The sequence below is a fragment of the Acholeplasma equirhinis genome (genome assembly GCF_017052655.1).
Lineage (GTDB): Bacteria > Bacillota_I > Bacilli_A > Acholeplasmatales > Acholeplasmataceae > Acholeplasma > Acholeplasma equirhinis.
In genome coordinates this window covers 1034916-1059614 of the sequence record NZ_JAFIDC010000001.1, presented here as the reverse complement: position 1 = coordinate 1059614, position 24699 = coordinate 1034916, and the positions used below count along the sequence as shown (strand labels likewise).

Here is a 24699-nt window from a genome sequence, read left to right as displayed (position 1 = left end):
GTGTTTAAAAAATACAGCATATATAATATAGCATTTTTCAACTCTTAATGCAACATGTTTTTGTTTTTAATGATATAAATATCATGTGAATTATGTAAGCGGTTAAGATTTGAGGGCATATGTGCTACAATATGTATAGGTGAAATTATGGATATCTTTGTTTTAGCATCAGGATCAAAAGGAAATATGACGCTCGTAAAAAATGAGAATACTTCATTTTTTATTGACGCGGGCATATCATATCAAAAAATTGAATCAAAAATGAAAGCATATGGTGAGGATATTGATTCTATCGATACACTATTTCTCACGCACGAGCACGCTGACCATATCTTAGGACTTAAAAGTTTACTAAAATCAGGGTCAATAAAAAGAGTTTATTTAACCCAAGGTACATTAGATGCATTGAATGGTGAAATTAAACCATTTTTACCCGAATATACAATCATTAGAGCAGATGAAAAATTCTATCATTTTGACTTTGAGATTACCCCAATACTGCTTTCTCATGATGCGAAAGAACCAGTAGGATTTATTTTTGATGATAAAAATAAAAAATTTGTACTTTTAACAGATACAGGTTATGTTGATCAAAGTTATGTTGACATCTTGAAAAATGCAGACTGCTATCTTTTAGAGTCAAATCATGACCCGGTAAAACTATTAAATTCAAAACGACCATTTTATTTAAAACAAAGAATTTTAGGTATTACCGGTCATTTATCAAATGAAGATGCGGCAAGACTTATGAATCAGTTGATAGAAAAAGAAGCTATCTGGATTGTTGCACACATCAGTGAGGATTGTAATGACATTTTTGATATTGAAAAAGCAGTTGTTGATCAATTTGAAGATCCTTCAAAAGTAACAATTTATTATGCTTCTCAAACTTCATTACCAAGGATTAAATTATGAAAGTAAAAATCATTGCAGTTGGTAAAATTAAACAACCTGAAATTATAACTTTAATCGGAAAGTATACAAAACAAATGAAGTCAATCTCAATTGTTGAAATTCCAGATGAAAAAGATGAAACAGGTATGGAAAAAGAAGGACAACAAATCCTATCTAAAATTGATAAAGATGCCTTTGTTATAGCTTTAGCTATAGAGGGCAAGCAATTCGATTCCAAAGCGTTTGCTGAACTTTTAAATAACACTGTTAGTCATCAAACATCTACAATCAACTTTATTATTGGTGGTTCTTGGGGATTATCCAATGAAGTTAAACAAAAATCAGATCTTCTACTCTCATTTTCTAAAATGACATTTCCGCATCAATTGATGCGTTTAGTTTTAGTTGAGCAAATTTATAGAGCAGAAGCAATCCTTAAGAATCATCCATACCACAAGTGAGGACATCATGACAATATTTTTAGACTTTAACGGAACGATATTAGACGATTTAGAATTATCTTTTGACCTTTTAAATGAAATGCTTCAGGAACAAGGTCATCAACCGATTACACTTGAAAGATATTTAGATATATTTACCTTTCCAATTGTTGAATATTACAAACTAGCAGGATTTAATTTTGAAGGCTATACATTTGAAGAATTAGCAGTTAGATTCATTCAAAGATATCAACCAGCAAGTTTGAATTGTAAACTTCATGAAGGATTAATTGAGGCTGTAGAAGATTTAAAAGCTAAAGGACATAAGGTGGTTGTACTTTCTGCTTCCAAGTATGAAAATCTAATCGAACAGTTATCACATTTTAACATCAAATCTATATTTGATGATATATTAGGAATAGAAGACATCTATGCACAAAGTAAAGTGCAAGTAGCAAAGCGATACGTTGAAAAACACAGTTTAAATCCTAAAGAAATTGTTATGGTTGGTGACACATTACACGATCATGAAGTTGCAGAATCTTTAGGTTGCCATATGATCATTTATACAAAAGGTCATCAAGCTAAACATCGCTTTGGTAATTTAAAGACTATTGATCATTTCAAAGATTTAGAAAAGGAGATTGAAATGTATGAAAGAGAAAAAGATTTCAACAAAAGTTAAGGTCAAAGGTTTTGTTCAGGGATTCAAAGATTTTATCATGAAGGGTAATGTCATTGATATGGCTGTTGGGGTCATCATTGGTGGTGCTTTCGGTAAAATCATTACAAGTTTAGTGAATGACATTATTCTGCCACCTATAGGTGTTTTACTTAATGGTGTTGATTTTAAAGACTTGGTTGTCGTTATAAATGAAGCAAATAATGTTACAATCAATTATGGTAATTTTATTCAGGTTGTTATTGAATTCTTAATCATTGCATTTTCTATTTATATGGCGTTATTCTTCATTATTAAACGTCGTCAGGTTGAGGCTGAACTGCTAAAACTTGAAGCTGAAGAAAAAGCTAAAGAAGCACAAGTTAAAGCAGATGCTAAGCAAGTGATTGATGATCAAAAAGCGGCTGATGAAAAAATTCAAAAGAATGAAGAAATCGAATTACTAAGAGAAATTAGAGATTTATTAGGAGAAAAGAAAAAATGAGGAAAATTAAGATAATCGTTTGTTCCAACTCAGCTATTGACTACGTAGATTATCCAAAAGACATTGAAATTTTTAGAAGTAAATTGCATTTTGGTTCAGAGTCTTATGAAGATTTTGTTGAAATGCCAGCAGCGGACTTTTATAATCGTATTGCTGCGAATCCAAATGATATTCCAAAGACATCCTATACATCACTTGGACATATGTTAGAGTATTTTAATAAGTTAGAATCTGAAGGTTACACTGATGCAATTGTAATTACAATTGCTAGACCACTCTCAGGTATGTGTGCTGCTGTTCAACAACTTTCAAGCGAAACTAAATTAAATGTGATTGCATATGATTCAAGAATTCTAGCATATCCAGAAGCGTATATGGCATTAACTGCCCAATCAATGGTTGAAAATGGTGCGAATGTTGAGGAAATCTTACAAGTTTTAGATTTCATTAGAGACAACAATCATATGTACTTCACTGTTGATACATTACTATATTTAGTTAAGAACGGACGTTTATCTAAATTACAAGGTACTTTAGGTACAATGCTTGCATTAAAACCAGTTTTAACTTTCTCAAAAGAAGGTAAAGTTGAAACTCTAGAAAAGATTCGTACAACAAATAAAGCTTTAAAACGTGTTGTTGAACTTTACTTAGAAGAAACTAAAGATCAAGATGTTATTACATTTATTTCACATGCACATGCAGATGAAAATGTTGCTTTAGTTAAAGAATTAATTAAAGAAGTTTATCCTGAACGTGAAATCGTTGTAACGTATTTAACACCAGTTGTTGGTGCACATACTGGCCCTAAAGCATTAGGTCTTGGATATATTAAGAAACAATAACAAAATAATTTCATTGTAATTTTATTTTCAGTGTGTTAATATATTTACAAACAAAAGGAAGTTGGTAACTCATGTTTTTAAATACATTTGCTTATTATTACTATTATCAAATGTAAAAGGATTTGCATTATGTGCATTCCTTTTTAGCGGTACTAGTTAGATAAGGAATGTTACCAATCGAAGCATACTTCAAAAAAAGATGACTCCTGATAGGAACATACCTATAGGAGTTTTTTATTTCAAATAAAGGAGAGAACACGTATGATAGTTCAAATGAAGAAAAATGTAACTAAAGAGGAATTAGAGAAACTCCAAAGTTACTTAAAAGAAAAAGGATTGGGTATAAAAGATGCCTCATCAGCAGAAATCGTATTATTTGGTATTTTAGGTGATACAAAATCACTTGATCCTGACCAAATCAAAGTATTTGCAGGTGTTGAAAATGTGACTAGAATTTCTAGCCCATATAAACTTGCAAGTAAAGCATTCCGTCAAGAACCAACAGTTATCACTTTAAAAAATGGTGTAAAAATTGGTTCAGATGAATTTGTTGTTATGGCGGGTCCATGCTCTGTTGAATCTGAAGAACAATTAACCATTATTGCAGAAGCAGTTAAAGCTGCTGGGTCTAAAATCTTACGTGGTGGTGTATTTAAACCTAGAACATCGCCATATGCATTCCAAGGTTTAGGTATCGAAGGATTAAAGATGATGCGTAAAGTCGCAGATAAACTAGACATGGCGATTGTCACTGAACTTATGGGTACCGAACATTTAGAGGAATTCGTTAAATATACGGATATCATCCAAATTGGTGCACGTAATATGCAAAACTTTGATTTACTTAAAGCTATCGGTAAATACAATGTCCCAGTTTTATTAAAACGTGGTTTATCTAATACCATTGAAGAATGGTTAATGAGTGCAGAATACATTATGGCATCTGGTAATGAACAAGTTATTCTTTGTGAAAGAGGTATTCGTACCTTTGAAAAATATACAAGAAATACGTTAGATATTTCTGCTGTATTAGCAGTCAGAGAACTATCACACTTACCAGTGATTGTAGACCCATCACATGCTGCTGGTAAATGGGAAATGATTGAATCCTTATCACTTGCATCACTTGCTGTTGGTGCAGATGGTATCATCGTTGAAGTGCACCATGATCCAGAACGTGCATTTTCTGATGGACCACAAAGTTTAAAACCTAAACAATTCAGTGCAATGATGGACAAATTAGAAAAACTGTCTACTGTACTTGAAAAGAAAATCGTCAGATGAAAATCTTTATCGTCGGGCTTGGCTTGATGGGGGCAAGCTATGCTGAAAAATTAACTTTGCTTGGTCATGAAGTTCATGGTTTTGACCAAGACGAACAAGTAAACTTCCAAGCAAAATTAGATAGAGTTATTTTGTCTTCTAATTTAAATGAATTAAAAGATGCTGAACTTGTTATTTTGGCACTCTATCCAAAAGAAAATGTTCACTTCGTTGAAAAACATAAAAAGTTATTTAATCAACAACTCATTACTGATATTGCTGGAACGAAAACTCATTTAGTTAAAGAACTTTTATCTATCCTACCTGAAACAATCCGTTATGTTTCACACCATCCAATGGCTGGTCGTGAAAAGAAGGGTTATTTCAACCGTGATATCTCAATGTTTAATAAAGCGAACTTTCTAGTTGTTACAACTGAAAAATCAACAAAAGAAGATATCAAAATGATTAAAGATTTAGGGGAACAAATGGGATTTGGTAGAATCACTGAATTAACACCTGAAGCACACGATAAATTAATCGCACATACCTCTCAGTTAACCCATTTACTTGCAGTTGGGTTGATGCTATCTGATGATGAAGTCTATACTAAATTTGCAACCGGTGATTCATTTAGAGATTTAACTAGAATTGCCAAAATCAATGAAGATATGTGGACTGAATTGTTTATTGATAATAAAGAAGCACTGGTTAAACAAACGGATAAATTCATTGAAGTTTTACAAAAATTAAAAAGAGACATTATCGAAAGTGATGCTGAAACTTTAAAGAAAGAATTGAGAACTTCAAAAGAAAAGAGGTTAGCATTCGATGATCTTAAATCTTAATGCTTACGAAATTAAAATTGAAAATAATTTAATCGATAATCTAGCAGAAGAGATAAAGAAGGTCTATTCTAACGATAGAATTTTTATTGTTACAGATAAAAATTTGATTAGACTTTATGAATCTAAATTAAGAACTACATTAAAAGATTTTAAAATAGATTTCGTTATTGTTGAACCAGGTGAACATTCAAAATCACTCCATACATATGAAGTTGTTTCTAGATACTTAATCCAAAATGGCATGAGAAGAAATCATTTACTTGTTGCTTTTGGTGGTGGTGTTATTGGAGATTTAGCAGGATTTGTTGCAGGCACTTTATATCGAGGTGTTCCATTCATTCAAATTCCTACAAGTTTACTTGCTATGGTCGATTCATCGATTGGTGGAAAAACTGGTATTGATGTTAAAGAAGGTAAAAACCTTTTAGGGGTATTTAAAAACCCTAAAGCAGTTTATATTGATCCAATGCTTTTAAACACACTACCAGAAGTAGAATATCGTAATGGTATGGCAGAAGTTATTAAAGCTGCTATTATCAATGACAAAGCTTTATTTGAATACTTAAAGAAACATGATAGATTAACAATTAAAGAATTGATTGCAGCAATTGAAGTTAAACGAAAGATTGTACTTGAAGATCCATTTGAAGAAAATATCAGAATGTATTTAAACTTTGGTCATACATTTGGACATGCCATTGAAAAACATTTTGATTATTCAATTAAACACGGGTTTGCTATTTCATATGGCATGATTCTTAGTTTAGAAGAAGGTGTTAGATTAGGATATACACCTAAATGGCTTTATGAAGAAGTTAAAGCGATGTTATTCAAACATCAATTAATTAAAGAACCACTCTATAAAAAAGATGAATTTATTCATTTAATTTCAACAGATAAAAAACAATTAGCAGATGGACTTAGATTCGTATTTGCTAAAGATATTGGACAACTAGAAATTGTAAAAGGAGTTAAATTCTAATGCTTAAAATTACACCAAATAAATTAACTGGAACAGTTCATGTTGTTTCATCTAAATCTTTATCACACAGATACGTTATTGCAGCTTCACTTGCTGAAGGTGTTTCAAATATCAATAACGTATTAGACTCAGATGATTTAGTGGCAACCAAAGCTGCAGTTATGGCACTTGGTGCTAAAGTAGAAGGCTCTAAGGTTACAGGTTCTAAAGTGAAAAGAGTGCATGATTTAATTGATTGTCATGAATCAGGTTCAACCTTAAGATTTTTTATTCCAATCGCAATGCTTCAAAATGAAGAAGTTACCTTCACAGGTCGTGGAAAATTACCAGAGCGTCCTCAAAATGTGTATGAGGATATATTTAAAGACAAATACTTATTTTCACATCCTGAATCAAGTTATTTACCACTTACAGTTTCTGGACCACTCAAATCAGGAAACTATGAAATGAGTGGTAATGTATCAAGTCAGTTTGTTACAGGTCTACTATATGCACTACCTTTAGTTGAAGGTGATTCTAAAATTGTTTTAACCTCACCACTTGAATCAAAAGGCTATGTTGATTTAACGCTCGATGTGATTAAACAATTTGGTATTCATATTGAATCAAATGATGATGGTTTCTTCATTCCAGGTAATCAGAAATACTTGCCACATGATGCAACTGTTGAAGGTGATTATAGTGGTGCAGCATTCTTTGTTGTAGCAGGTTTATTAGGATCTAAGATATTATTAAAGAATTTACGAGAAGATAGTTTACAAGGTGATAAAGCCATTTTAGACTTTTGTATCAAAATGGGTGGAGACATTCAATTCACTAAAGAAGGTCTTTTAGTTAATCCATCAAATACTAAAGGTATCACAATTGATCTTGGTCAAACGCCAGACCTTGGACCTATTCTTATGGTACTCGGGGCATTATCAGAAGGTGATACATTGATTACCAATGCTTCACGTCTAAGAATCAAAGAGTCTGACCGTCTAGCAGCTATGGTTGAAAATCTAACAAAAATGGGTGTTAAGATGGATGTTTATGAAGATAGTGTTAGAATATATGGCCAAAAAACTTTAAAAGGCAATGTGACGCTCCATACGTTTGGCGATCACAGAATTGCAATGGCATGTGCAGTTGCATCCATTAAAGCAGACGGACCAATAACTTTAGATGATGAAAAAGTGGTATCTAAGAGTTATCCAACTTTCTTTGAAGTCTTTAAATCCTTAGGAGGTATTCTAAATGACTAAACTAGAAACTTTAAGACTTGCTATTGACCAAACAGATAAAGAACTTGTTAGGTTGTTAGAAGAACGATTTAAACTTGTCCGTGAAATTGGACACTACAAGAAAGAAAACAATTTACCAATATTCGATCCTGAAAGAGAAAAGTTTGTACTAGCAACAAAAGAAAAGCTCGTACAAAAAAAGGAAGATTGGCCATACTATGAAAGAATCTTCAAACTCTTTATGGATATTTCAAAGGAAATGGAAAAATGAAAAGATTTGGATTGATTGGATATCCTGTATCGCATTCGAAATCACCAATCATTCATGAGGTCATCAAAAACTATTATCAACTACCTTTAAGTTTTTCATTAATGCCTATAAAAGTAGAAGGTATTAAGAAAGTCTTAGATGATATCAAATCTGGAAAATTAGATGGTGTGAATGTGACAATCCCACATAAAGAAACAGTGATTCCACTTTTAGATTTATTAACAGATAAAGCTAAAAAAATAGGTGCTGTTAATACCATTTACTTGAAAGATTCTAAACTTGTTGGTGATAATACGGACTATGATGGTTTTTTAGGATTACTTGAAAGAAGTAAAATAGATTTAAAAGATAAAAGAGTGATTATTTTAGGTACTGGTGGTGCTGCTAAAGCGTGTTACCATGTATTCAAAGATTTAGGTATTGAACCTAAAGTTGTATCAAGAACAAAACGCAGTGATGCTAATTTTGGTGATGTCATAACATATGATATGTTAAAGCCTAAAGATTATGATATCATCGTGAATTCAACACCAGTTGGAATGTATCCTAATGTAGATGAATCACCACTTGATCAATCACTTGTAAAAGATAAAATTGTATTTGATTTAATTTATAATCCATCAGAAACTAAATTGATGAAAGATGCTAAAGTTGCATTTAATGGACTAGATATGTTAATCATACAAGCGGTTAAAGCAGAAAGCATTTGGCATCAAAAAAATCTATCAGTGAGTGACGAACTCATTGAGTTAATGAGGGGGAATTTAATATGAATAGTTTCGGAACTTTATTTAAAGTAACAATTTATGGAGAATCGCATCAAGATGCAATTGGATGCGTTATTGATGGGGTTTTACCAGGTTTGAAAATTGACTGGGATAAAGTCAATGAAGATCTCGCAAAAAGACGTCCTGGTGCAGTTGGTACAACACCACGTATTGAAAAAGATGAATTGATTGTAACATCTGGTATTTTTAATGATGTTGCTACAGGTTCTCCAATTCATGTCATGATTAAAAATGAAAATGTACAATCAAAAGACTACTCTCATTTAGTTAAACAACCACGTCCAGGTCACGCGGATTATGTTGCCTCAGTTAAATATAATGGTTTTCATGATTACCGTGGTGGTGGTAGATTTTCAGGGCGCTTAACAACTCCAATTGTTGTTGCGGGTGCTATTGCTAAGCAAATGATGCCTTTTGAGTTTTCAAATAAGCTTGTTCAAATTGGTACTTTAAAAGATATGAGTAAAATTGATGAATATCTTGAAGAAGTGAAGAATAAAGGTGAGTCAGTTGGTGGTATCATAGAAGTAACAGTTAAAGGCGTTCCGGTTGGGCTTGGTGAACCAATGTTTGAAAAACTTGATAGTAAAATCGGCCAAATGATGTTTTCAATTCCTGCTGTTAAAGGTGTTGAAATTGGTACTGGTTTTGATGGTGTTAATCAGTTTGGTTCATGGTTTAATGATGTCTATGAAGATGAGACAGGAAAAACATTAACCAATCACTCAGGTGGCGTATCAGGTGGTATTTCAAACGGTAATGATATTGTTGTAAAAGTATTTGTTAAACCAACAAGTAGTATTGCTAAAACTCAAACCTCATTCAACATGGAATCTAAAGAAAAACAAGCATTCCAAGTTGGTGGCAGACACGATGTTGCAATTGTACGTCGTGCAGGTATTGTTGTTGAGAATGCACTTGCGATCGTTTTAGCTGATTTATTCTTATGGAACAAGGTATATAAATGAATTTAAAACAAATCCTATGGACCTCACTTAAAATCGTATGTGTAGGTTTCATTGCAGCACTAATTGCATTCTTACTTGGAATCTCTAATTATCTTTTAGTTGGTATACTGGCAATCCTTTGTGTATCACCAACAAAGAAAGATTCTTTAGTTTTAGGTGTTAAAAGATATATAGATGTTGTTATGGCTTTACTCTTATCAACGTTATTATTTGTCCTACTAGGATTTGAACTCTATACATTTGTTATATTCTTATTCTTATTTGCACTGTTATCTTATCTAGGTAAGATTGAGATTGGTATGATTCCCGGTATTGTACTTGTGAATCATGTGTATTCACTTGGTCAATTTGATGTCATGTTCTTATTAGAAGAAATCCTAATTATTACAGTTGCAGTTATTTCATCACTTGCAGTCAATACACTCTTTCCCGAGTTTTGGTTAAAGAAGATAACATCTGAAATTATTAAAATTGATCAGTTGATGCAAGACCATTTATTTATGTTATCCATTGTCCTTTCACAAGAAAAAGATTTTGATGACTTTAAAACACACTTTGAAAAGATGGGTCAAAAGATTTATCAAGAAATTGAGAAAGCAGAAAAAGAAGACAAAAATAGAGTCTTCTCAAATGAACTATCTTATGTTGCATACCTTTATATGAGACGTAATCAATTGAATTACATGAATCATATGTATCAAAGTGCATTTAGATTAACTGAATTTCATAAACATCAATTAGAAATAAGTGAATATATTAAAGATTTAGTTTTAGATATTGGCGATGAAAATAAAGCTGATTTCCAAATGGAAAAATTAAATACGTTAATTGAAAAGTTTAAAGCACAAAACCTACCTAAAACAAGAAGTGAATTTGAAACAAGAGCATTACTTTATCATATACTAACTGATTTAAAAAGTATGTTACTTGCAAAGAGTGCTTTCCATCAAAGATATCCTGAATTCAAATTGTAAAAAAGAATAGATTAAAAAGAAAAATAACACCTCTTGCGAGATGTTATTTTTTTAAGAATTCTAAAGCTTTTTCTAAAGATATCGAATTAGATTCAATTAAGTATTGAACAACTTCTTCAATTTGTTCTTTTGATGCACCAGCCTCTAGTGCAATATTTCTTGCATGTAAACGCATATGACCACGATTAATACCATCGGTCGTTAACGCATAAAGTGCTGCAAAGTTTTGTGCAAGTCCTAGACATGCAGTAACTTTCATTAATTCCTCAGCTGTTTGAATATTTAATATTTTTCTTGAAAGTTTTACTTTAGGTAGAATGTTCATGGAGCCACCAATGATTCCGATGTTTAAAGGTATTGTGATTCTACCGATAAGTTTTGAGTTTTCTAAAGTCCACTTTGCAAGTGGTTGATATTTACCAGTAATTGCTGCAAAAGCATGTGCACCAGCTTCAACCGCTCTTGTATCATTACCCGTTGCAAGCATTAATGCAGTTACACCATTCATGATACCTTTGTTGTGTGTGGTTGCACGATATGGATCAATTGATGCATAAAGGGATGCATCAGCGATAGCTTTTGCAGTATTTATGTCACCTTTTAAAGTTCTAGGGTCGATTGTGACAGAAGCAGAGACTAAACTTTCAGTTGCAAGATTTGAAAGAATTGCCATTAAGACATTTAATTGATGATTTTCTCTAAAGTGAACAGTTAATCTTTCAAGAATTGTATTAACGGTATTAGCACCCATTGCATCTTTAGTATCAACAACTAAATTTAAACATGCAAATTCAAATTCTTTTTGTTCAAGTTTAAATGATTTGAGGCCACCACCGAATTTATAAATATCAGGATGTGCTTCTTTAGCTAATTGATGCAAGTGTTGTTCTTCGGTTTTAATAATTGATGCTAACTTTTCAAAGTCAGAGACATCTCTAAAAATGATTTGACCAATCATTGAACGCTTAATGGATTCAATTTTGAAACCACCATTTCGTTCGATAATTTTAGCAGCATGCGTAGCACCTGCAACAACTGAAGGCTCTTCAGTTACCATCGGTATATTGAAATATTTACCTTCAATTAAAAAGTCTGGAGCAACCCCAAGTCCAAGTTCATAGGTTGTGACATAGTTTTCTATGATATGATTAAAAACCTCAGGATCTGTTGATAAATCAAGTGACTCATCATAAAGGTTTTCATCTTTCAATGCGAGAATTCTATCTTTGATAGATTTCTTATAAAATTGTTTAAATGATTTAGACATATCAAATAACCTCGCTACATCACATTATATCACGATATTTGGCTCAAAATAAGGTTTAATTGTGGTATAATTTTTTTGCAAGAACGAAGCACCAAAGGAGTTCGTAATGAAAATAGGAATTAGTAAAATCTCATTTTTCGTGCCTAAATATTATTTATCACTCGCAACACTCGCAGAGGCACGTGGTGCAGATCCCCTAAAATATACCAACGGCTTACTCCAAAATAAAATGGCAGTAGCTCCTATCAACCAAGATATTGTATCAATGGCTGCAAATGCAGCATCAAACATATTAACCGAAGAAGATAAGAAAGATATTGATTTAGTTTTATTTGCAACTGAAAGTGGAATTGACCATTCAAAAGCAGCTGCAACAAATCTAGCTCAGCTTTTAAACTTAAAATCAGAGATTCGTGCAATTGAACTTAAACAAGCTTGCTATTCAGCAACGATTGCACTATATTTTGCAAAAGGACATATCCTTCAAAATCCAAATTCTAAAGTATTAGTTGTTGGATCTGATATCGCAAGATATGGACTTGAAACTGACGGTGAACCAACACAAGGTGCTGGTGCAGTCGCAATGCTTATCACTAAAAAACCAAAGATTTTAGTATTAGAGAACACCTATGCGTTCAATACATCAAATATCTACGATTTCTGGCGACCAGTCACTATGGACTATGCACTTGTTGATGGGCATTTCTCAAACGAACAATATAAAGCATTCTTTAAAACAACATTTGAGAAATACCAAGAAAAATCAGGATTAACACTCGCTGATTTTAAAGCAATGACATTCCATATTCCATATACCAAAATTGGATTAAGAAGTCTTCAAACAATTGCCAAATTAAGTACACACCCTGAGTTATTCAAAAACTTTGAATACTCAACAACCTACAATAAAGAAGTTGGTAATATTTATACAGGTTCACTTTATTTATCACTGATTTCATTACTGGAAAATGGAAAACTTAAATCTAAAGACCGTATCGGTATGTTCTCATATGGCTCTGGTGCGGTTGCAGAATTTTTCTCAGGCATACTTGTTCCAGGGTACAAAAAACATCTAGTAAAAGACATACATAAACAGATTTTAAAGAATCGTCAGAAGTTAACGTTTAATGCTTATGCAAAAATGTTAACAGATATTCCTAAAAACGATGTTTTAGTTGAATATGAAGATGATCAAACATTCCAACTTGTTGAAATTTCAGACTATGAAAGAAAATATATGAAGAAGGCGTAAGACCTTCTTTTTTATTTACCTTTTTAATGAAAACGGCACTGACCCATAGAAATTGCTATTTATTTATGAAAGATTGAAGTATAATTTTAAGTTTATTAAGGACTACGGTTTTGAAAAACCGATGAAACTTAAAAAACGTATGTCACCATCGATCATTTTTGAAAAGACTGGTGCACCAAAAGAAAAGATTCAAGTGGGATATCATTATGAAACACACACTTTCTATGTGAATATATTTACACCAGAACCAAAAGAATTGTTCATTCCTCAAAATGGCAAAGATAAAGAAAACTTAGTTATAGCCAAAGAAGCAGTTAATGCGTATTTAAATAAAAGGTAAGTAAAATGCACTTCAATTATGAAGTGCATTTTCATATTTTCATATTAATAAAATATTGAAAAGTGTAACAAAATGTTTCAAAATATTGTAAAATATCCATAAAGATGTATAATAATGATGGAGGTACTTATATGAATCCTATTTTACGCTTTAAAAGTATTAGAGTTAAAAATATTAAAAATGTTATAGAAGGGAAGATTTCATTCCCGGATTATGATAGTGAGGCTGAGGTAAGAAATAACATCATTGGTATCTATGGTCAAAATGGCTCAGGAAAAACTGCTGTTGTAAATGCATTTAGAATTATTCAACAACTTTTTGCAGGTTTATCAATTGAGAGATTACTTTCAGTCAGAACAATAAGTGAACCTTCTAGTGAACTTGAAGTTGAATATCTTATCTTTCATGAAGAATACCAATTACATGTGACTTATCTAGTTAAGTTTTCTGAATTAGGTAAGGTTGAAGAAACAATCTCTTACTATAATTCACTTTCTGGCGACAGATCAAAGGTTGGATATACAGAAGAGACAATTTTATCTGAACAGATATTTATACCATCTGCAAGAAAATCAACTTTTGGAATTAATCGCCAAAATATTATAAAATATCTAGTTGCTGCAACAAGCACCAGAAATAATTACCAAAGTTTCTTCTTTAATCCTGAGGTAAATAAACTTTTTAATGAAACTTTGGTTGATAATAATTTCAAATTAATTTTCGAAAATACAATTAAATATGTACATAAACGTATGTATATCATTGAACATTCAAGATCAGCAGTATCTTCGTTCGGTATTCAACATCCAATCGGATTAATCACAACCGACAATGAAGGGAATAACAACTTTTTTGAGAATGTTTTTGGTGGATACAAAAATCAAGGCACACAAGAACAATTAACAAAGTTAAAAGAAGGCCTTAAACCAATTAACTTGGTAATCTCTCAACTTGTTCCTGGATTTGAATTGATGATTAAAAATGAGAGAAGAATACCTAATCCTGTTGAACTTGTATATGAGTTTGATTTGCTTGCAAAAAGAGACAATATGGAGTTTCCATATTCATATGAATCTGATGGTATCAAAATTTTAGTCAGCTTTATTGCTAATTTAATTGAAATGTATAAAAGAGAAGATGTGTTAGTAGTTATTGATGAATTTGACGCTTCTATTTTCGAATTTTTATTAGGTGAATTATTACAAGTAATTAAACAAAGTGGTAAGGGACAATTTCTCTTTACATCACACAATCTTCGAGCTTTAGAAGTTTTAGATACTAAAGATATTTGGTTTACAACGACAAACCCTCATAATAGATATATTCAATTTAATCATATTAAAAACAATCATAATTTACGTGATACATATTATAGAGTGATTCAATTAGGTGGACAAAAGGAAGAAGTATATAAGGCATGCAATCAATCTGAAATTAGAAGAGCTTTTTCTAAGGTGTAGTACCATGATTAAAAAAGTTTGGATTGTTGTGGTTGAAGGTGATAGCGAAGAAATATCACTTGATATTATTCTCGAGAAAATTTTTGCTACTGGAGATCAGATCAAGTTTATTGTTATGAACGGTGATGTACTTACTAATAAAACACCAGAGAAACGAATGTTTGAGGTCATTGTAGAACGGTTGAAAATAGACAAACTAACTTTAGATGATGTTGAAAGAATCATACATATCATAGATTTAGATGGATGCTTTATTCACGAAGAGTCAATCATTCAAACGACAACTAGTAAAATTAAATATCATGATAATTCAATTGAATGCATTGATAAATCTAAATTAATTGATCAGTTTTCAATCAAAAAACAAAACATTATTCAATTATTTCAAAAAATCATCAAATATTTTATATCTTTTAATATAGGTGGACTTAATGGAGATTAATAGAAAAAATGCACTTAGATTTTGGGAAACAGTATATGGCTCTGAATTATTAGTGTCTGATTGTTTTGGTACACTTATCTACAAAGAAGACTACGGTGATTATACTACTGAAAGATTATATGAAGGAAAGAAGCATAATTTTGGCTGGACGATAGATCACATTCTTCCAATAAAACTTGGTGGTACGGATGACAATAATAATTTAGAAATCATGCATTGGAAAAATAACCAAGAAAAAGGTGATCATAATACATTTGTGATCAATAATATAAGATATGCTATTTATCGTTGCAAACAAACTGTTGATGGATATAGAGGTTATGGCATAATTAATCAAAATACAGGAATAAGAATTGATTGGAAAGCCACTAAACATAAATATTTTTAACATTAAAAATGCACTTCAATTATGAAGTGCATTTCTTTTTTATAAGCAGTATAAGTCAACAATATCTTCCATCTTAAATCTTTCTTTTGACGTCAAGATGATATGCTGTTTAATCGTATCAACTTTAAATATATAACCCTCATAAGGGTAGATATATCCATCCTCAAAATGCTTTATTAGAACCATTTTATGGTTATTTAAGGCATCTTCCAGTTCTCTATTAATTTCATCAACTTTATCATCTAAAAGAACTGGTTTCGGAATCTTTCCTTGGTTGTAACGGATTCTTGCTAGAATCTCATGAAACCCTGCTAAACCATCAAATGGTTGCCACTTAATAATGCCACGATCGACATAGCTCATTTATTGTGACCTCCAATCATTCCATTTCTTGCAATAATTGTGGACTCAGCTTTTAATGCTGAACCACGAAGTACTGCATTCTTACCAAATTTACTTTTAATTGAATCAACTGTTTGTTGAAGTATAAATTCTTTCTCTAAAGCTTGTGTATCTTCAAAGATTGAGAATTGATAATATGAATCATAATCAGTTAAACCACCTGCAGAAATACCAACAACTCTAATTGGATATCCGATATAGAATCTTTCAAATAAATCTAGACAAGCTTGGTAGATGGTTGTTTCATTATGTGTTGGTTGATCTAGAGTTATTTGACGCGAGAAGCCTCCAGGAAAATCTTTTGAATAACCAATAGCAAGATGAATTGTTCTAGTTTTCTTACGGTGCATTCTTAAACGTCTTGTAATTTCATCGACCATCTCAAGAATAATGGTTAGAATTTCTTCACCGGTATAGTCTCTAAATAAAACTTGGTTTGCACTAAATGATTTAGCTTTAGAACGCAGTCTATCTTTATCTTGAATGAGACTCATATCAATACCATGGGCATGATAGTAGAGTTCTTCGCCCATAACGCCAAAGAGTTTCTTTAGGTAATTAACATCAAAATGTGCCAAATCATAAATAGAATAAATACCTAAATCATTTAAATTGGCTTCCATTCGAGAACCAATTCCCCACATTTCAGAAAGTGGTGTAACCGGCCAGAGTTTCTTTGGAATATCATCATAAGTCCATTCGCCAATGAAATCAGGACTCTTTTTAGATTCAATATCAAGTGCTAATTTACTCATTAGCATATTAGGTCCAATGCCACAAGTAGCAGTGAGTCCAAGTTTTTCTTTAATACGGTTTAAAATCTTTTCTGCAAGTTCTCTAGCAGTTAAGTTATAACGCTTTAAATAGTGTGTGACATCAAGTAAGGATTCATCAATTGAATAAACATATAAATCATCAAAACTAACAAACTCTAAATAAACTTCAATCACCTTAGCAGAATACTCCATATAAGTTTCCATGCGAGGTTTAGCAAAGATAATATCTAAGTTTTCAGGGATTTCAAAGATACGACAACGTGAAGGTATACCAAGCTTTCTAAGATAAGGGGAAACTGCAAGGACGATTGAGCCACCACCGCGTCCTTTATCTGCCACCACCAAAGGTGTATTAAATGGATCAAGTCCTTTTAAAACACACTCAACAGAAGCGTAAAAAGACTTTAAGTCAATACAAAAAATAGTTCTATTGAGTTGGTAGTCTTTCATGTTTTCCATAAAGCATGCTCCTTTTGGGAGTATATTATATAACTATAATTTTGATGTAAGACACTGAAAAAACATGAAAGAAAAATGTATAAAAAAAGGTTATACCGTTAATGGCATAACCAACAAGTTAAGTCGACTTTTATTTTTTTCAAAATTCAAAAGCATTTACATTTCTTCAATGAGTTCAATGTCATTGGCAGAAGGACTGCCAACACGTTTTGATACCTTATACATATGAATCTTACCTTTATAAGGTTGAAGAACAGATTTAATATCTAAAGGATCAATGTATTTAGGATTTAACCAAATCTTTTCAGTATCTTTATCAAGAATAACAGGCATTCTTTCATGAATTTCTTCAGTAATACCGTATGCTTTCGTTGTCATAATCGCAACCGTGTGGATTTTCTTACCAGAACTATCTGTTACAGTATTCCAAATGGCGGCCATTGCGAATAATTTTTGATCTGTGGTAATTCTATAGGGTTGTTTTGTTTCATCTTGTTTCCATTCATAATAACCATCTGCTAAAACAACACATCTTTGATTTAAAATGGCCTTCTTAAAGGAAGGTTTCTCAAAAACAGTTTCTGCCTTAGCATTAATAAAGCCTATTTTATCATCTGGATTGAATGAAGGAATGAATCCCCATTTGAGTAAACCAATACGGTATCTTTTACCATCATGCAAAATTGAAATGACATCCATACTTGGTGCAACATTATAATTAGGCACTCTAAAATCAGGTGAAATTTTTTCAATTTCATATTTTTCTTCAACGTATTTTTGAAGTTCATCATAGGTTACAGTAATTGTAAAACGACCACACATTGAAAATCACCTCAAATTTATCTTACCATGATTAAAAAAATTAAAGGTTTTTAAACAAGTTTTAAGGGATTTTCTTATAAAGAAAGGTATGGTTTAGTGCTATAATCAAGGTATGGGAATTGAGTTAATTGAAATCCACGGTGTGGGTGAAAACACAGTTAAGAAATTAAGAAGACAAGGCATATGGGATACCTATGACCTTGTTTCATATTTACCTAAGAAATATCAAAACTTTACCCTAGCTACCTTTGATGAATTGCGTCATAATGAAATCATTACAGTCATTGGTAAAATTAATGGTCCGATTCAAACAGTTAAAAGAAAAGCAGTCCTTACAACAACGTTCATTGAAGTTGATGGGGAATCCATCAAACTCTTAATTTATGGTAGAGAGTATCTAAGTAAAACGTTAAATCAAGGAGATACTGTTTTAGTTCAAGGTAAGTTTAATTTATTCTTAAGAGAAATCAATGTAAATTTTATTTCAACTCAAAAAGAACAACCAGAGATTAAACCAATCTACGGACTTGAAGGTGTCCTTGATTCTCAAATCAGTAAAATTATTTCAAATATTTTTGAAGAAGGCAAGGATCAAATCTTTGAAACACTCCCTAAAGAATTAATTCATAAATATCATCTATTAGACAGAAAAGAAGCATATTATAAAATGCACTTTCCTGCATCGAATGAAGATTTAAAGAAATCTTTAGAACGTTTTAAAAGAGAAGAAGCTTTCTTACATCAATTAAGTTATATGTTCACATTAAATCCTAAAAGTACACGTGAACCTATTCAATATAAAATTGATGATGTGAGATGGTATATCGATGGACTACCTTATCAACTCACATTTAATCAACAAGAAACAGTGAATGAGATTTATAAAGATTATAAGAAACAAGAATCCATGTATCGACTGATTCAAGGAGATGTTGGTTCAGGGAAAACAATTGTTGCATTCATTGCAGCACTTGGTATGATTTCTGCAGGATATCAAGTTGCGATGATGGCACCAACTGAAATACTTGCAAGACAACACTATGAAAACTTTATTAAACTATTCCAAGATATTGATTCAACACTTTTAACTTCATCGATTAAAGATAAAAAAGCAGTCCAAGATTCTATTAAATCAGGTAAACCAAAAATGATCTTTGGTACGCATGCACTTGGTATGGAAGGTACAGAGTTTAATAAGTTAGGTTTAGTGATCATCGATGAACAACATAAATTTGGTGTTGAATTAAGAGATAGTTTAGTGAATAAGAGCATGACAGGTGACCTAATTTACTTAACTGCAACACCAATTCCAAGAAGTTTGTCTTTAACTTTCTTTGGTGATCTTGATGTGTCATCAATTAAAATGCGTCCGACTTTCCAAAAAGCTACCAAAACAGTTTTTATGAAAGAACGAGACTTTGAAAAGGTTATTGATATTTTAAAGGAAACTCAAAAGAGGGTGGAACAAAGTTTTATTGTTGTACCATCTATTTTAGAAAGTAAAGATAAAGACTCAATTGAAAGTATCTACTCTAAACTCTCACCATTTTATAGTCAAGATGACTTCTATGTGATTCATGGAAAACTATCAAATGATGAGATTGATATGATTATGAAGCGATTTATCGATAATCCTAAAGGCATTTTACTTTCAACTACAATTATTGAAGTTGGTATTGATGTTAAAAATGCAACAACGATGTTAATCATCGGTGCAGAGCATTTTGGGTTATCACAACTCCATCAATTAAGAGGTAGAATTGGTAGAGGCAGTAAAGCCGGAACATGTTATTTAGTTTCAGATAAGAGTGATTCTGAACGACTGAATTTCTTTGAACAAACCTTAGATGGTTTCACTTTATCAGAGTATGATTTAAAACTTCGTGGTGCAGGGTTATTCTCTGGGATATTACAAAGTGGACAAGTCAAATTTAAATATTTAGATTTTGCAAGCGACTTAAAAATCTTAACTGAGATGAAGGCCGATGCAAAATACTATTTGAAACATTTAGAAAAGTATCCGTATTTGAAAAAAAGAATTTTAAATATAGTGATATAATCAAAATAGTATCATTTTAATGATAGGAGATATTGTATGATTCGTTTAGCAGTTGATGGTATGGGTGGAGATTTCGCTCCAAAAGAAATTGTACTCGGTACCTTAGAAGCATTAAATTTATATGAGAATATTGAAATTGTTCTTTTTGGTAATAAGGAAGCGATGGCTCCTTATTTAAAAGAACATAAAAGACTTGAAGTAATTGATGTGCCAAATGCCTTTGACATGGGTGTTAAAGATATTGGTATTGATACCATTAGAAAAAAAGATTATTCAATGATTGCAGCAATGTATTATGTTAAAGAAGGTAAAGCAGATGCACTTGTTTCTGCAGGTCCAACACAAGTTTTAGTCTTTGGTTCACAATTCATTATTAAACCGTTAAAAGGCTTAGAACGTTGTGCAATTGCACCACTGATTCCATCGCTTGATGGTAAACCAACTTATTTACTGGATGCTGGTGGTAACATCAATACAAAAGCTGAACATATGTTAGGAAATGCCATCTTTACAACAGTTGCTTTAAGAGAAGTCTTCGGTGTTGAAAAACCTCAAGTTGGTTTAATCAATATTGGAACTGAAGTTGGTAAAGGACGCGATCTTGATAGAGAAGCGTATGAATTACTGGATAAACATCCAGCAATTAATTTCTATGGCAACTTAGAACCAAAAGAAATCCTTTCAAGTGAAGCATCTATTTTATTATCAGATGGTTTCACTGCAAACATCGTAATGAAAACAATGGAAGGTACAGCTAAAGCCATGGGCCAAATGTTGAAACGTGAGATTAAAGCAAGTATTTGGTCAAAAATTGGTGCAGTATTATTTATGAAAAAGGCATTAAAAAACTTTAAAAAATCAATGTCTCCAGATGAAATTGGTGGTGCATTAATTGCAGGTTTAAGCAAAGTTGTGATTAAAGCACACGGCTCATCATCAGCATATGCATTTAGTAATGCCATTCGTCAAGCTAAAACAATGGTAGAAAAAGATGTTATTGGAAAAGTAGAAAAAGCATTAGGATAATAATTAATGAAAACATTGTATGAGAAATTAGGGATCACCCCTAAAAACGAAAAACTCTACATTCAAGCACTGACCCATTCTTCATTTGCACATGAGAATGGGACAGAGCATTATGAAAGATTAGAGTTTTTAGGTGATGCAGTCATTCAAATAATTATGAGTGACTATTTATATAAGAATGATTTAAGAGACCAAGGTTTCTTAACCAAAAGAAGAGCTCAAAGTGTTCGTGAAGAAGCACTGTTTCTATTTGCAGAGAAATTAAATTTAGCAGCTTACCTAAAACTAGGTAATGGTGAACAAAATGCAAAACAAAGTGTGATTGCTGATGCTTTTGAAGCATTATTTGCAGCAATCTACTTAGACCTGGGTATTCAATCTGCATTTTTAGTGTTTGAGAAAGTGGTCGTTCCATATCTCCCACTTGTTGAAACACTAAAGGACTATAAGACTCAATTGCAAGAATACATTCAACTTGAACGTAAAAGCTTAACGTATAATACTGTTAAAGTTTCAGGACCATCACACCGTCCAACCTTTAAAGCGGATGTTTATTTAGAAGGTGAAATTTTATTAGGTAGTGGTTTAGGACAATCTAAAACAGAAGCGCAACAAAATGCGGCGAAACAAGCATTATCTAAAGTCGTAAAGGATGTGTAATATGTTACAAAAATTATATGAAGATCAAGTCCTTGAAATAGATGGACTTTTAACCAAAGAATCTAAAAGATTAAAACTATCTCCTAATGAGTTAGTTGTCTTAAAGACATTATTTGGTATGTATAAGAAAAAACTCTTTTCAATTTCATCAATATCTAAAAAGATAGAGTTATCCGTTGCTGATATTGAAAAATCTGTTACGCTCCTTGAAGAAAAAGGTTATGTCAGTTTCAGTTTAGAGATGAGAAATGAAAAACAAGTTGAAGTATTTGATTTAACAGGAACTTTCCAAATTCTAACGAATCTCATTGAAAATGATGTCAAAGAACGAAAGAAAGCTAAAAGTGAAACCTTTATCTCAGAAACTATTTCAAAACTAGAACAAGCTTTGGGAAGAATGCTATCTAGTTTAGAATTAGAGACAGTTCGTTCTTGGTATGATGAAAACTTATACACACACGAGATGATCGTTTCAAAAATTAATGAACATCAAGACTCTGGTCGTTTCTCGCTTAAATTCTTAGAACGCAGTTTAAATCAAACAAAACTTAAGAGTGAACCAGTAGATGAAGCAGCAGACCGAGCAATTGACCAAATCTTTAAGGCGATTAAATGACGAAGTCTCAATCGATTTTCTTTTCTGAATACTTAGATGAACTCTTTCCAGATGCGAAAGCGGAACTCGATTTTACAAATCATTTTGAACTATTGGTCGCAGTTGTCTTATCTGCTCAAACAACAGATATTGCAGTAAATAAAGTAACAAAGGAGCTATTTAAAAAATATCCAACACCAGATTTGTTAGCAGAAGCAGAAATTTCTGATGTTGAAAGAATTATTAAGACCATTGGTCTTTATAAAAATAAAGCTAAAAATATTATAAGTTTATCCCAAATTTTGAAAGAAAAGTATCATAGTGAAGTTCCAAGTGAGAGAGAGGCACTTGAATCCTTACCCGGTGTTGGCAGAAAGACTGCCAATGTCGTGTTGTCAAACGCTTTTCATATTCCTGCTTTAGCAGTGGATACTCACATTGAAAGAATTTCAAAACGACTTGGTATAGCAGATATAAATGACTCTGTTTATCAAGTTGAAATGAAACTGAATGACTTATTTGATCCATCCTTATGGCATAAGTTACATCATCAATTAATTTTCTTTGGAAGGTACCATTGTAAAGCCAAAAAACCAAATTGTGATGTATGTAAGATGAAAGAAATCTGTCAATTCTACAAATTGGGTTTAGAAGTGTGAATGAAAGATTGGGAAGAAATTTTCCAATCTTTTTATTTTGACATTCAATTTGCAGGAAAAATTTTGTAGAAAATAAAAAAATAAAAGTCTATAATAAGTACTTGTTTAAAAAAAGGAGCAAAAAAATTATGTATATTCACATCGGCTATCTCAAGCATCAAGTGACCTTAAGAAAACATATGCCTAAATTTCAAGATGATATTGGGTCAATTATCAGACACCAAAGAAAAAGTATGAATCTCACATTAGAAGAAAGTGCAGAAGGTATTTGTAGTGTTTCATATTTGTCCAAAATTGAAAACAATCAACTGATGCCATCTGAAAAATACATTGAACTATTTCAAGAAAAGTTTAATGTTGATTTAAAAAGAATCGTTCCCAAACCAAATGAGGAGTTACTTGAAGATTTAATTGATCTTTTATTTTATAAAGAAAAAGACAATTTAAATGAAAAGAATTTCATTGGTATGGATTACCATACGAAACTTTATCGCTTTGCATATTATGTCATTCATAAAGACTATAAAGAAGCTAAAAAAGCTTATTATAGTATCAATCCATATATGAAGAATCTAACAGATTTAGAATTACACTTCTACTTATATTTATCTGCATATCTTTTAAAAGAAGAAGGTAGAATTAATGATGCCTTTACTGTTCTAAATTTATTTAAAAAGAAGTGTTACCACTATAAATTAAATATGTTGATTGAAACAGAAAAGATTATCCTTGCATGTTCGATGAATAAGTATCCTTATGTTTCACTAAACTATGATCGTGTTTTAAATAATTTAGTGAATCATGAGGTTTATCATTTAGCACATGAGATTAAATATATTTATCTTGCATATATGTCACAGTTTTTAAGTTTAGAGATGTTAAATGAAGAACTTGAAAAAACTGTACATATTAATAAAGACGAGAAAAATTTTGTTCTTGCAACGTATCATTATTTATCTATGCAGTATGAACAAGCATTTAAATTGATTGAAAAAGATGCATATAAAGAACCGAGTTATTATTTACTCACATTAATGATTTTAAATAAGATTGGTGATGAGCATAGCATCAATCCATATTTAGAAAAAGAAATGGATACAAATAATGCCCAAGAATTTCTAATCATTAAATATCTTCAAGAAAAATATTTAATTAAAAAACAAGAAACTGTTGGGTTTATACGTGATCATGTCATTAAATTAAATGACCTTTCAGACAGAAGACTTGAACTCTTATTTTGGTATGAAGAAGGTATTGAAGAGTTCAAAAAACTAGGCTTTTATAAAGAAGCTACACACATTGGACAAATGATTTTTTCAAAAATAAATGATTTAGCCTCACTTCGCGATTGACAAGTGTTTCACTTAAAGATAGAATGGATAGTGGAACAAATAAATATTTTGATTGATAAAAATAATGAATAGGAGGTA

28 protein-coding genes are annotated in these 24699 nt (G+C 31.6%); 24 read left to right on the top strand and 4 right to left on the bottom strand.

All coding sequences use genetic code 11. The features are described from left to right. Positions 1 to 147 precede the first annotated feature (147 nt). The 13 genes from JV173_RS04850 to JV173_RS04790 all read left to right on the top strand — a co-directional run bounded on the left by JV173_RS04850 (position 148) and on the right by JV173_RS04790 (position 10662). The gene (locus tag JV173_RS04850; protein WP_205735165.1) at positions 148 to 915 is read left to right on the top strand and encodes an MBL fold metallo-hydrolase; all 768 of its coding nucleotides are present in this window, start codon (positions 148 to 150) and stop codon (positions 913 to 915) included. Next, positions 912 to 1355 (top strand): 23S rRNA (pseudouridine(1915)-N(3))-methyltransferase RlmH, encoded by a 444-nt coding sequence (locus tag JV173_RS04845; protein WP_205735164.1) that lies wholly within the window; start codon positions 912 to 914, stop codon positions 1353 to 1355. Before JV173_RS04850 ends, JV173_RS04845 begins: the two co-directional genes overlap by 4 nt. A 7-nt stretch (positions 1356 to 1362) precedes the next feature. After that, positions 1363 to 2019, top strand: coding sequence for an HAD family hydrolase (locus JV173_RS04840; RefSeq protein WP_205735163.1), 657 nt, complete (start codon positions 1363 to 1365; stop codon positions 2017 to 2019). Next, positions 1988 to 2500 carry a large conductance mechanosensitive channel protein MscL gene (mscL, locus tag JV173_RS04835; protein WP_205735162.1) on the top strand — a complete coding sequence of 171 codons (513 nt, stop codon included), beginning with the start codon at positions 1988 to 1990 and terminating at the stop codon, positions 2498 to 2500. Before JV173_RS04840 ends, mscL begins: the two co-directional genes overlap by 32 nt. Beyond that, positions 2497 to 3345: a DegV family protein gene (locus JV173_RS04830; protein WP_205735161.1), complete on the top strand. Its 849-nt coding sequence runs from the start codon at positions 2497 to 2499 to the stop codon at positions 3343 to 3345. Before mscL ends, JV173_RS04830 begins: the two co-directional genes overlap by 4 nt. Positions 3346 to 3606: 261 nt before the next feature. Continuing rightward, positions 3607 to 4629 (top strand): 3-deoxy-7-phosphoheptulonate synthase, encoded by a 1023-nt coding sequence (gene aroF, locus JV173_RS04825; protein ID WP_205735160.1) that lies wholly within the window; start codon positions 3607 to 3609, stop codon positions 4627 to 4629. Then, entirely contained in the window at positions 4626 to 5456 is an 831-nt protein-coding gene (locus JV173_RS04820; RefSeq protein ID WP_205735159.1) for a prephenate dehydrogenase, read from the top strand. The genes aroF and JV173_RS04820 overlap by 4 nt, the downstream gene beginning before the upstream one ends. After that, complete coding sequence (aroB, locus tag JV173_RS04815; RefSeq protein ID WP_205735158.1) at positions 5440 to 6438, top strand: 3-dehydroquinate synthase; 999 nt, start codon at positions 5440 to 5442, stop codon at positions 6436 to 6438. The genes JV173_RS04820 and aroB overlap by 17 nt, the downstream gene beginning before the upstream one ends. Continuing rightward, entirely contained in the window at positions 6432 to 7682 is a 1251-nt protein-coding gene (aroA, locus tag JV173_RS04810) for a 3-phosphoshikimate 1-carboxyvinyltransferase (protein WP_372433663.1), read from the top strand. Before aroB ends, aroA begins: the two co-directional genes overlap by 7 nt. After that, positions 7675 to 7932 carry a chorismate mutase gene (locus tag JV173_RS04805; protein ID WP_205735156.1) on the top strand — a complete coding sequence of 86 codons (258 nt, stop codon included), beginning with the start codon at positions 7675 to 7677 and terminating at the stop codon, positions 7930 to 7932. The genes aroA and JV173_RS04805 overlap by 8 nt, the downstream gene beginning before the upstream one ends. Next, positions 7929 to 8705 (top strand): shikimate dehydrogenase, encoded by a 777-nt coding sequence (gene aroE / locus JV173_RS04800; RefSeq protein ID WP_205735155.1) that lies wholly within the window; start codon positions 7929 to 7931, stop codon positions 8703 to 8705. The genes JV173_RS04805 and aroE overlap by 4 nt, the downstream gene beginning before the upstream one ends. Then, a complete protein-coding gene (locus tag JV173_RS04795) occupies positions 8702 to 9688 on the top strand; it encodes a chorismate synthase (protein WP_205735154.1) in 987 nt (328 codons plus the stop codon). Before aroE ends, JV173_RS04795 begins: the two co-directional genes overlap by 4 nt. After that, complete coding sequence (locus JV173_RS04790; protein WP_205735153.1) at positions 9685 to 10662, top strand: aromatic acid exporter family protein; 978 nt, start codon at positions 9685 to 9687, stop codon at positions 10660 to 10662. The genes JV173_RS04795 and JV173_RS04790 overlap by 4 nt, the downstream gene beginning before the upstream one ends. A 43-nt stretch (positions 10663 to 10705) precedes the next feature. On the opposite strand, the gene JV173_RS04785 is transcribed toward JV173_RS04790, so the two are convergent. After that, a complete protein-coding gene (locus JV173_RS04785) occupies positions 10706 to 11929 on the bottom strand; it encodes a hydroxymethylglutaryl-CoA reductase, degradative (protein WP_205735152.1) in 1224 nt (407 codons plus the stop codon). Positions 11930 to 12035: 106 nt separating this feature from the next. Between JV173_RS04785 and JV173_RS04780 the strand changes: the two genes are divergently transcribed. The 5 genes from JV173_RS04780 to JV173_RS04760 all read left to right on the top strand — a co-directional run bounded on the left by JV173_RS04780 (position 12036) and on the right by JV173_RS04760 (position 15811). Continuing rightward, positions 12036 to 13181: a hydroxymethylglutaryl-CoA synthase gene (locus JV173_RS04780; protein WP_205735151.1), complete on the top strand. Its 1146-nt coding sequence runs from the start codon at positions 12036 to 12038 to the stop codon at positions 13179 to 13181. A 73-nt stretch (positions 13182 to 13254) separates the two neighbouring features. Continuing rightward, positions 13255 to 13521, top strand: a complete 267-nt coding sequence (locus JV173_RS04775) for a hypothetical protein (protein ID WP_205735150.1) — start codon at positions 13255 to 13257, stop codon at positions 13519 to 13521. Positions 13522 to 13652: 131 nt separating this feature from the next. Further along, positions 13653 to 14981 carry an AAA family ATPase gene (locus JV173_RS04770; protein WP_205735149.1) on the top strand — a complete coding sequence of 443 codons (1329 nt, stop codon included), beginning with the start codon at positions 13653 to 13655 and terminating at the stop codon, positions 14979 to 14981. Positions 14982 to 14985: 4 nt separating this feature from the next. Then, on the top strand, positions 14986 to 15423 hold the full coding sequence (locus tag JV173_RS04765; protein WP_205735148.1) for a hypothetical protein: 438 nt from the start codon (positions 14986 to 14988) through the stop codon (positions 15421 to 15423). Further along, on the top strand, positions 15413 to 15811 hold the full coding sequence (locus tag JV173_RS04760; protein ID WP_205735147.1) for an HNH endonuclease signature motif containing protein: 399 nt from the start codon (positions 15413 to 15415) through the stop codon (positions 15809 to 15811). Before JV173_RS04765 ends, JV173_RS04760 begins: the two co-directional genes overlap by 11 nt. A gap of 39 nt (positions 15812 to 15850) precedes the next feature. Here JV173_RS04760 and JV173_RS04755 read toward each other — a convergent pair whose 3' ends face one another. The 3 genes from JV173_RS04755 to JV173_RS04745 form a co-directional block, all read right to left on the bottom strand. Next, positions 15851 to 16174, bottom strand: a complete 324-nt coding sequence (locus tag JV173_RS04755) for a YolD-like family protein (RefSeq protein ID WP_205735146.1) — start codon at positions 16172 to 16174, stop codon at positions 15851 to 15853. Then, on the bottom strand, positions 16171 to 17448 hold the full coding sequence (locus tag JV173_RS04750) for a Y-family DNA polymerase (RefSeq protein WP_205735145.1): 1278 nt from the start codon (positions 17446 to 17448) through the stop codon (positions 16171 to 16173). The genes JV173_RS04755 and JV173_RS04750 overlap by 4 nt, the downstream gene beginning before the upstream one ends. A 156-nt stretch (positions 17449 to 17604) precedes the next feature. Next, positions 17605 to 18270: an SOS response-associated peptidase gene (locus JV173_RS04745; protein WP_205735144.1), complete on the bottom strand. Its 666-nt coding sequence runs from the start codon at positions 18268 to 18270 to the stop codon at positions 17605 to 17607. A 112-nt stretch (positions 18271 to 18382) separates the two neighbouring features. On the opposite strand from JV173_RS04745, the gene JV173_RS04740 reads away from it, so the two are divergent. From JV173_RS04740 to JV173_RS04715, 6 genes are all read left to right on the top strand, one after another. After that, the gene (locus tag JV173_RS04740) at positions 18383 to 20329 is read left to right on the top strand and encodes an ATP-dependent DNA helicase RecG (RefSeq protein ID WP_205735143.1); all 1947 of its coding nucleotides are present in this window, start codon (positions 18383 to 18385) and stop codon (positions 20327 to 20329) included. A 36-nt stretch (positions 20330 to 20365) separates the two neighbouring features. Next, on the top strand, positions 20366 to 21355 hold the full coding sequence (gene plsX, locus JV173_RS04735) for a phosphate acyltransferase PlsX (RefSeq protein ID WP_205735142.1): 990 nt from the start codon (positions 20366 to 20368) through the stop codon (positions 21353 to 21355). 6 nt (positions 21356 to 21361) lie between these two features. Continuing rightward, positions 21362 to 22015: a ribonuclease III gene (gene rnc, locus JV173_RS04730; protein ID WP_205735141.1), complete on the top strand. Its 654-nt coding sequence runs from the start codon at positions 21362 to 21364 to the stop codon at positions 22013 to 22015. A 1-nt stretch (position 22016) separates the two neighbouring features. Then, entirely contained in the window at positions 22017 to 22631 is a 615-nt protein-coding gene (locus tag JV173_RS04725; protein ID WP_205735140.1) for a DnaD domain protein, read from the top strand. Continuing rightward, positions 22628 to 23269 carry an endonuclease III gene (nth, locus tag JV173_RS04720; RefSeq protein ID WP_205735139.1) on the top strand — a complete coding sequence of 214 codons (642 nt, stop codon included), beginning with the start codon at positions 22628 to 22630 and terminating at the stop codon, positions 23267 to 23269. Before JV173_RS04725 ends, nth begins: the two co-directional genes overlap by 4 nt. Positions 23270 to 23397: 128 nt before the next feature. Continuing rightward, positions 23398 to 24621, top strand: coding sequence for a helix-turn-helix domain-containing protein (locus JV173_RS04715; protein ID WP_205735138.1), 1224 nt, complete (start codon positions 23398 to 23400; stop codon positions 24619 to 24621). Positions 24622 to 24699: the final 78 nt, after the last annotated feature.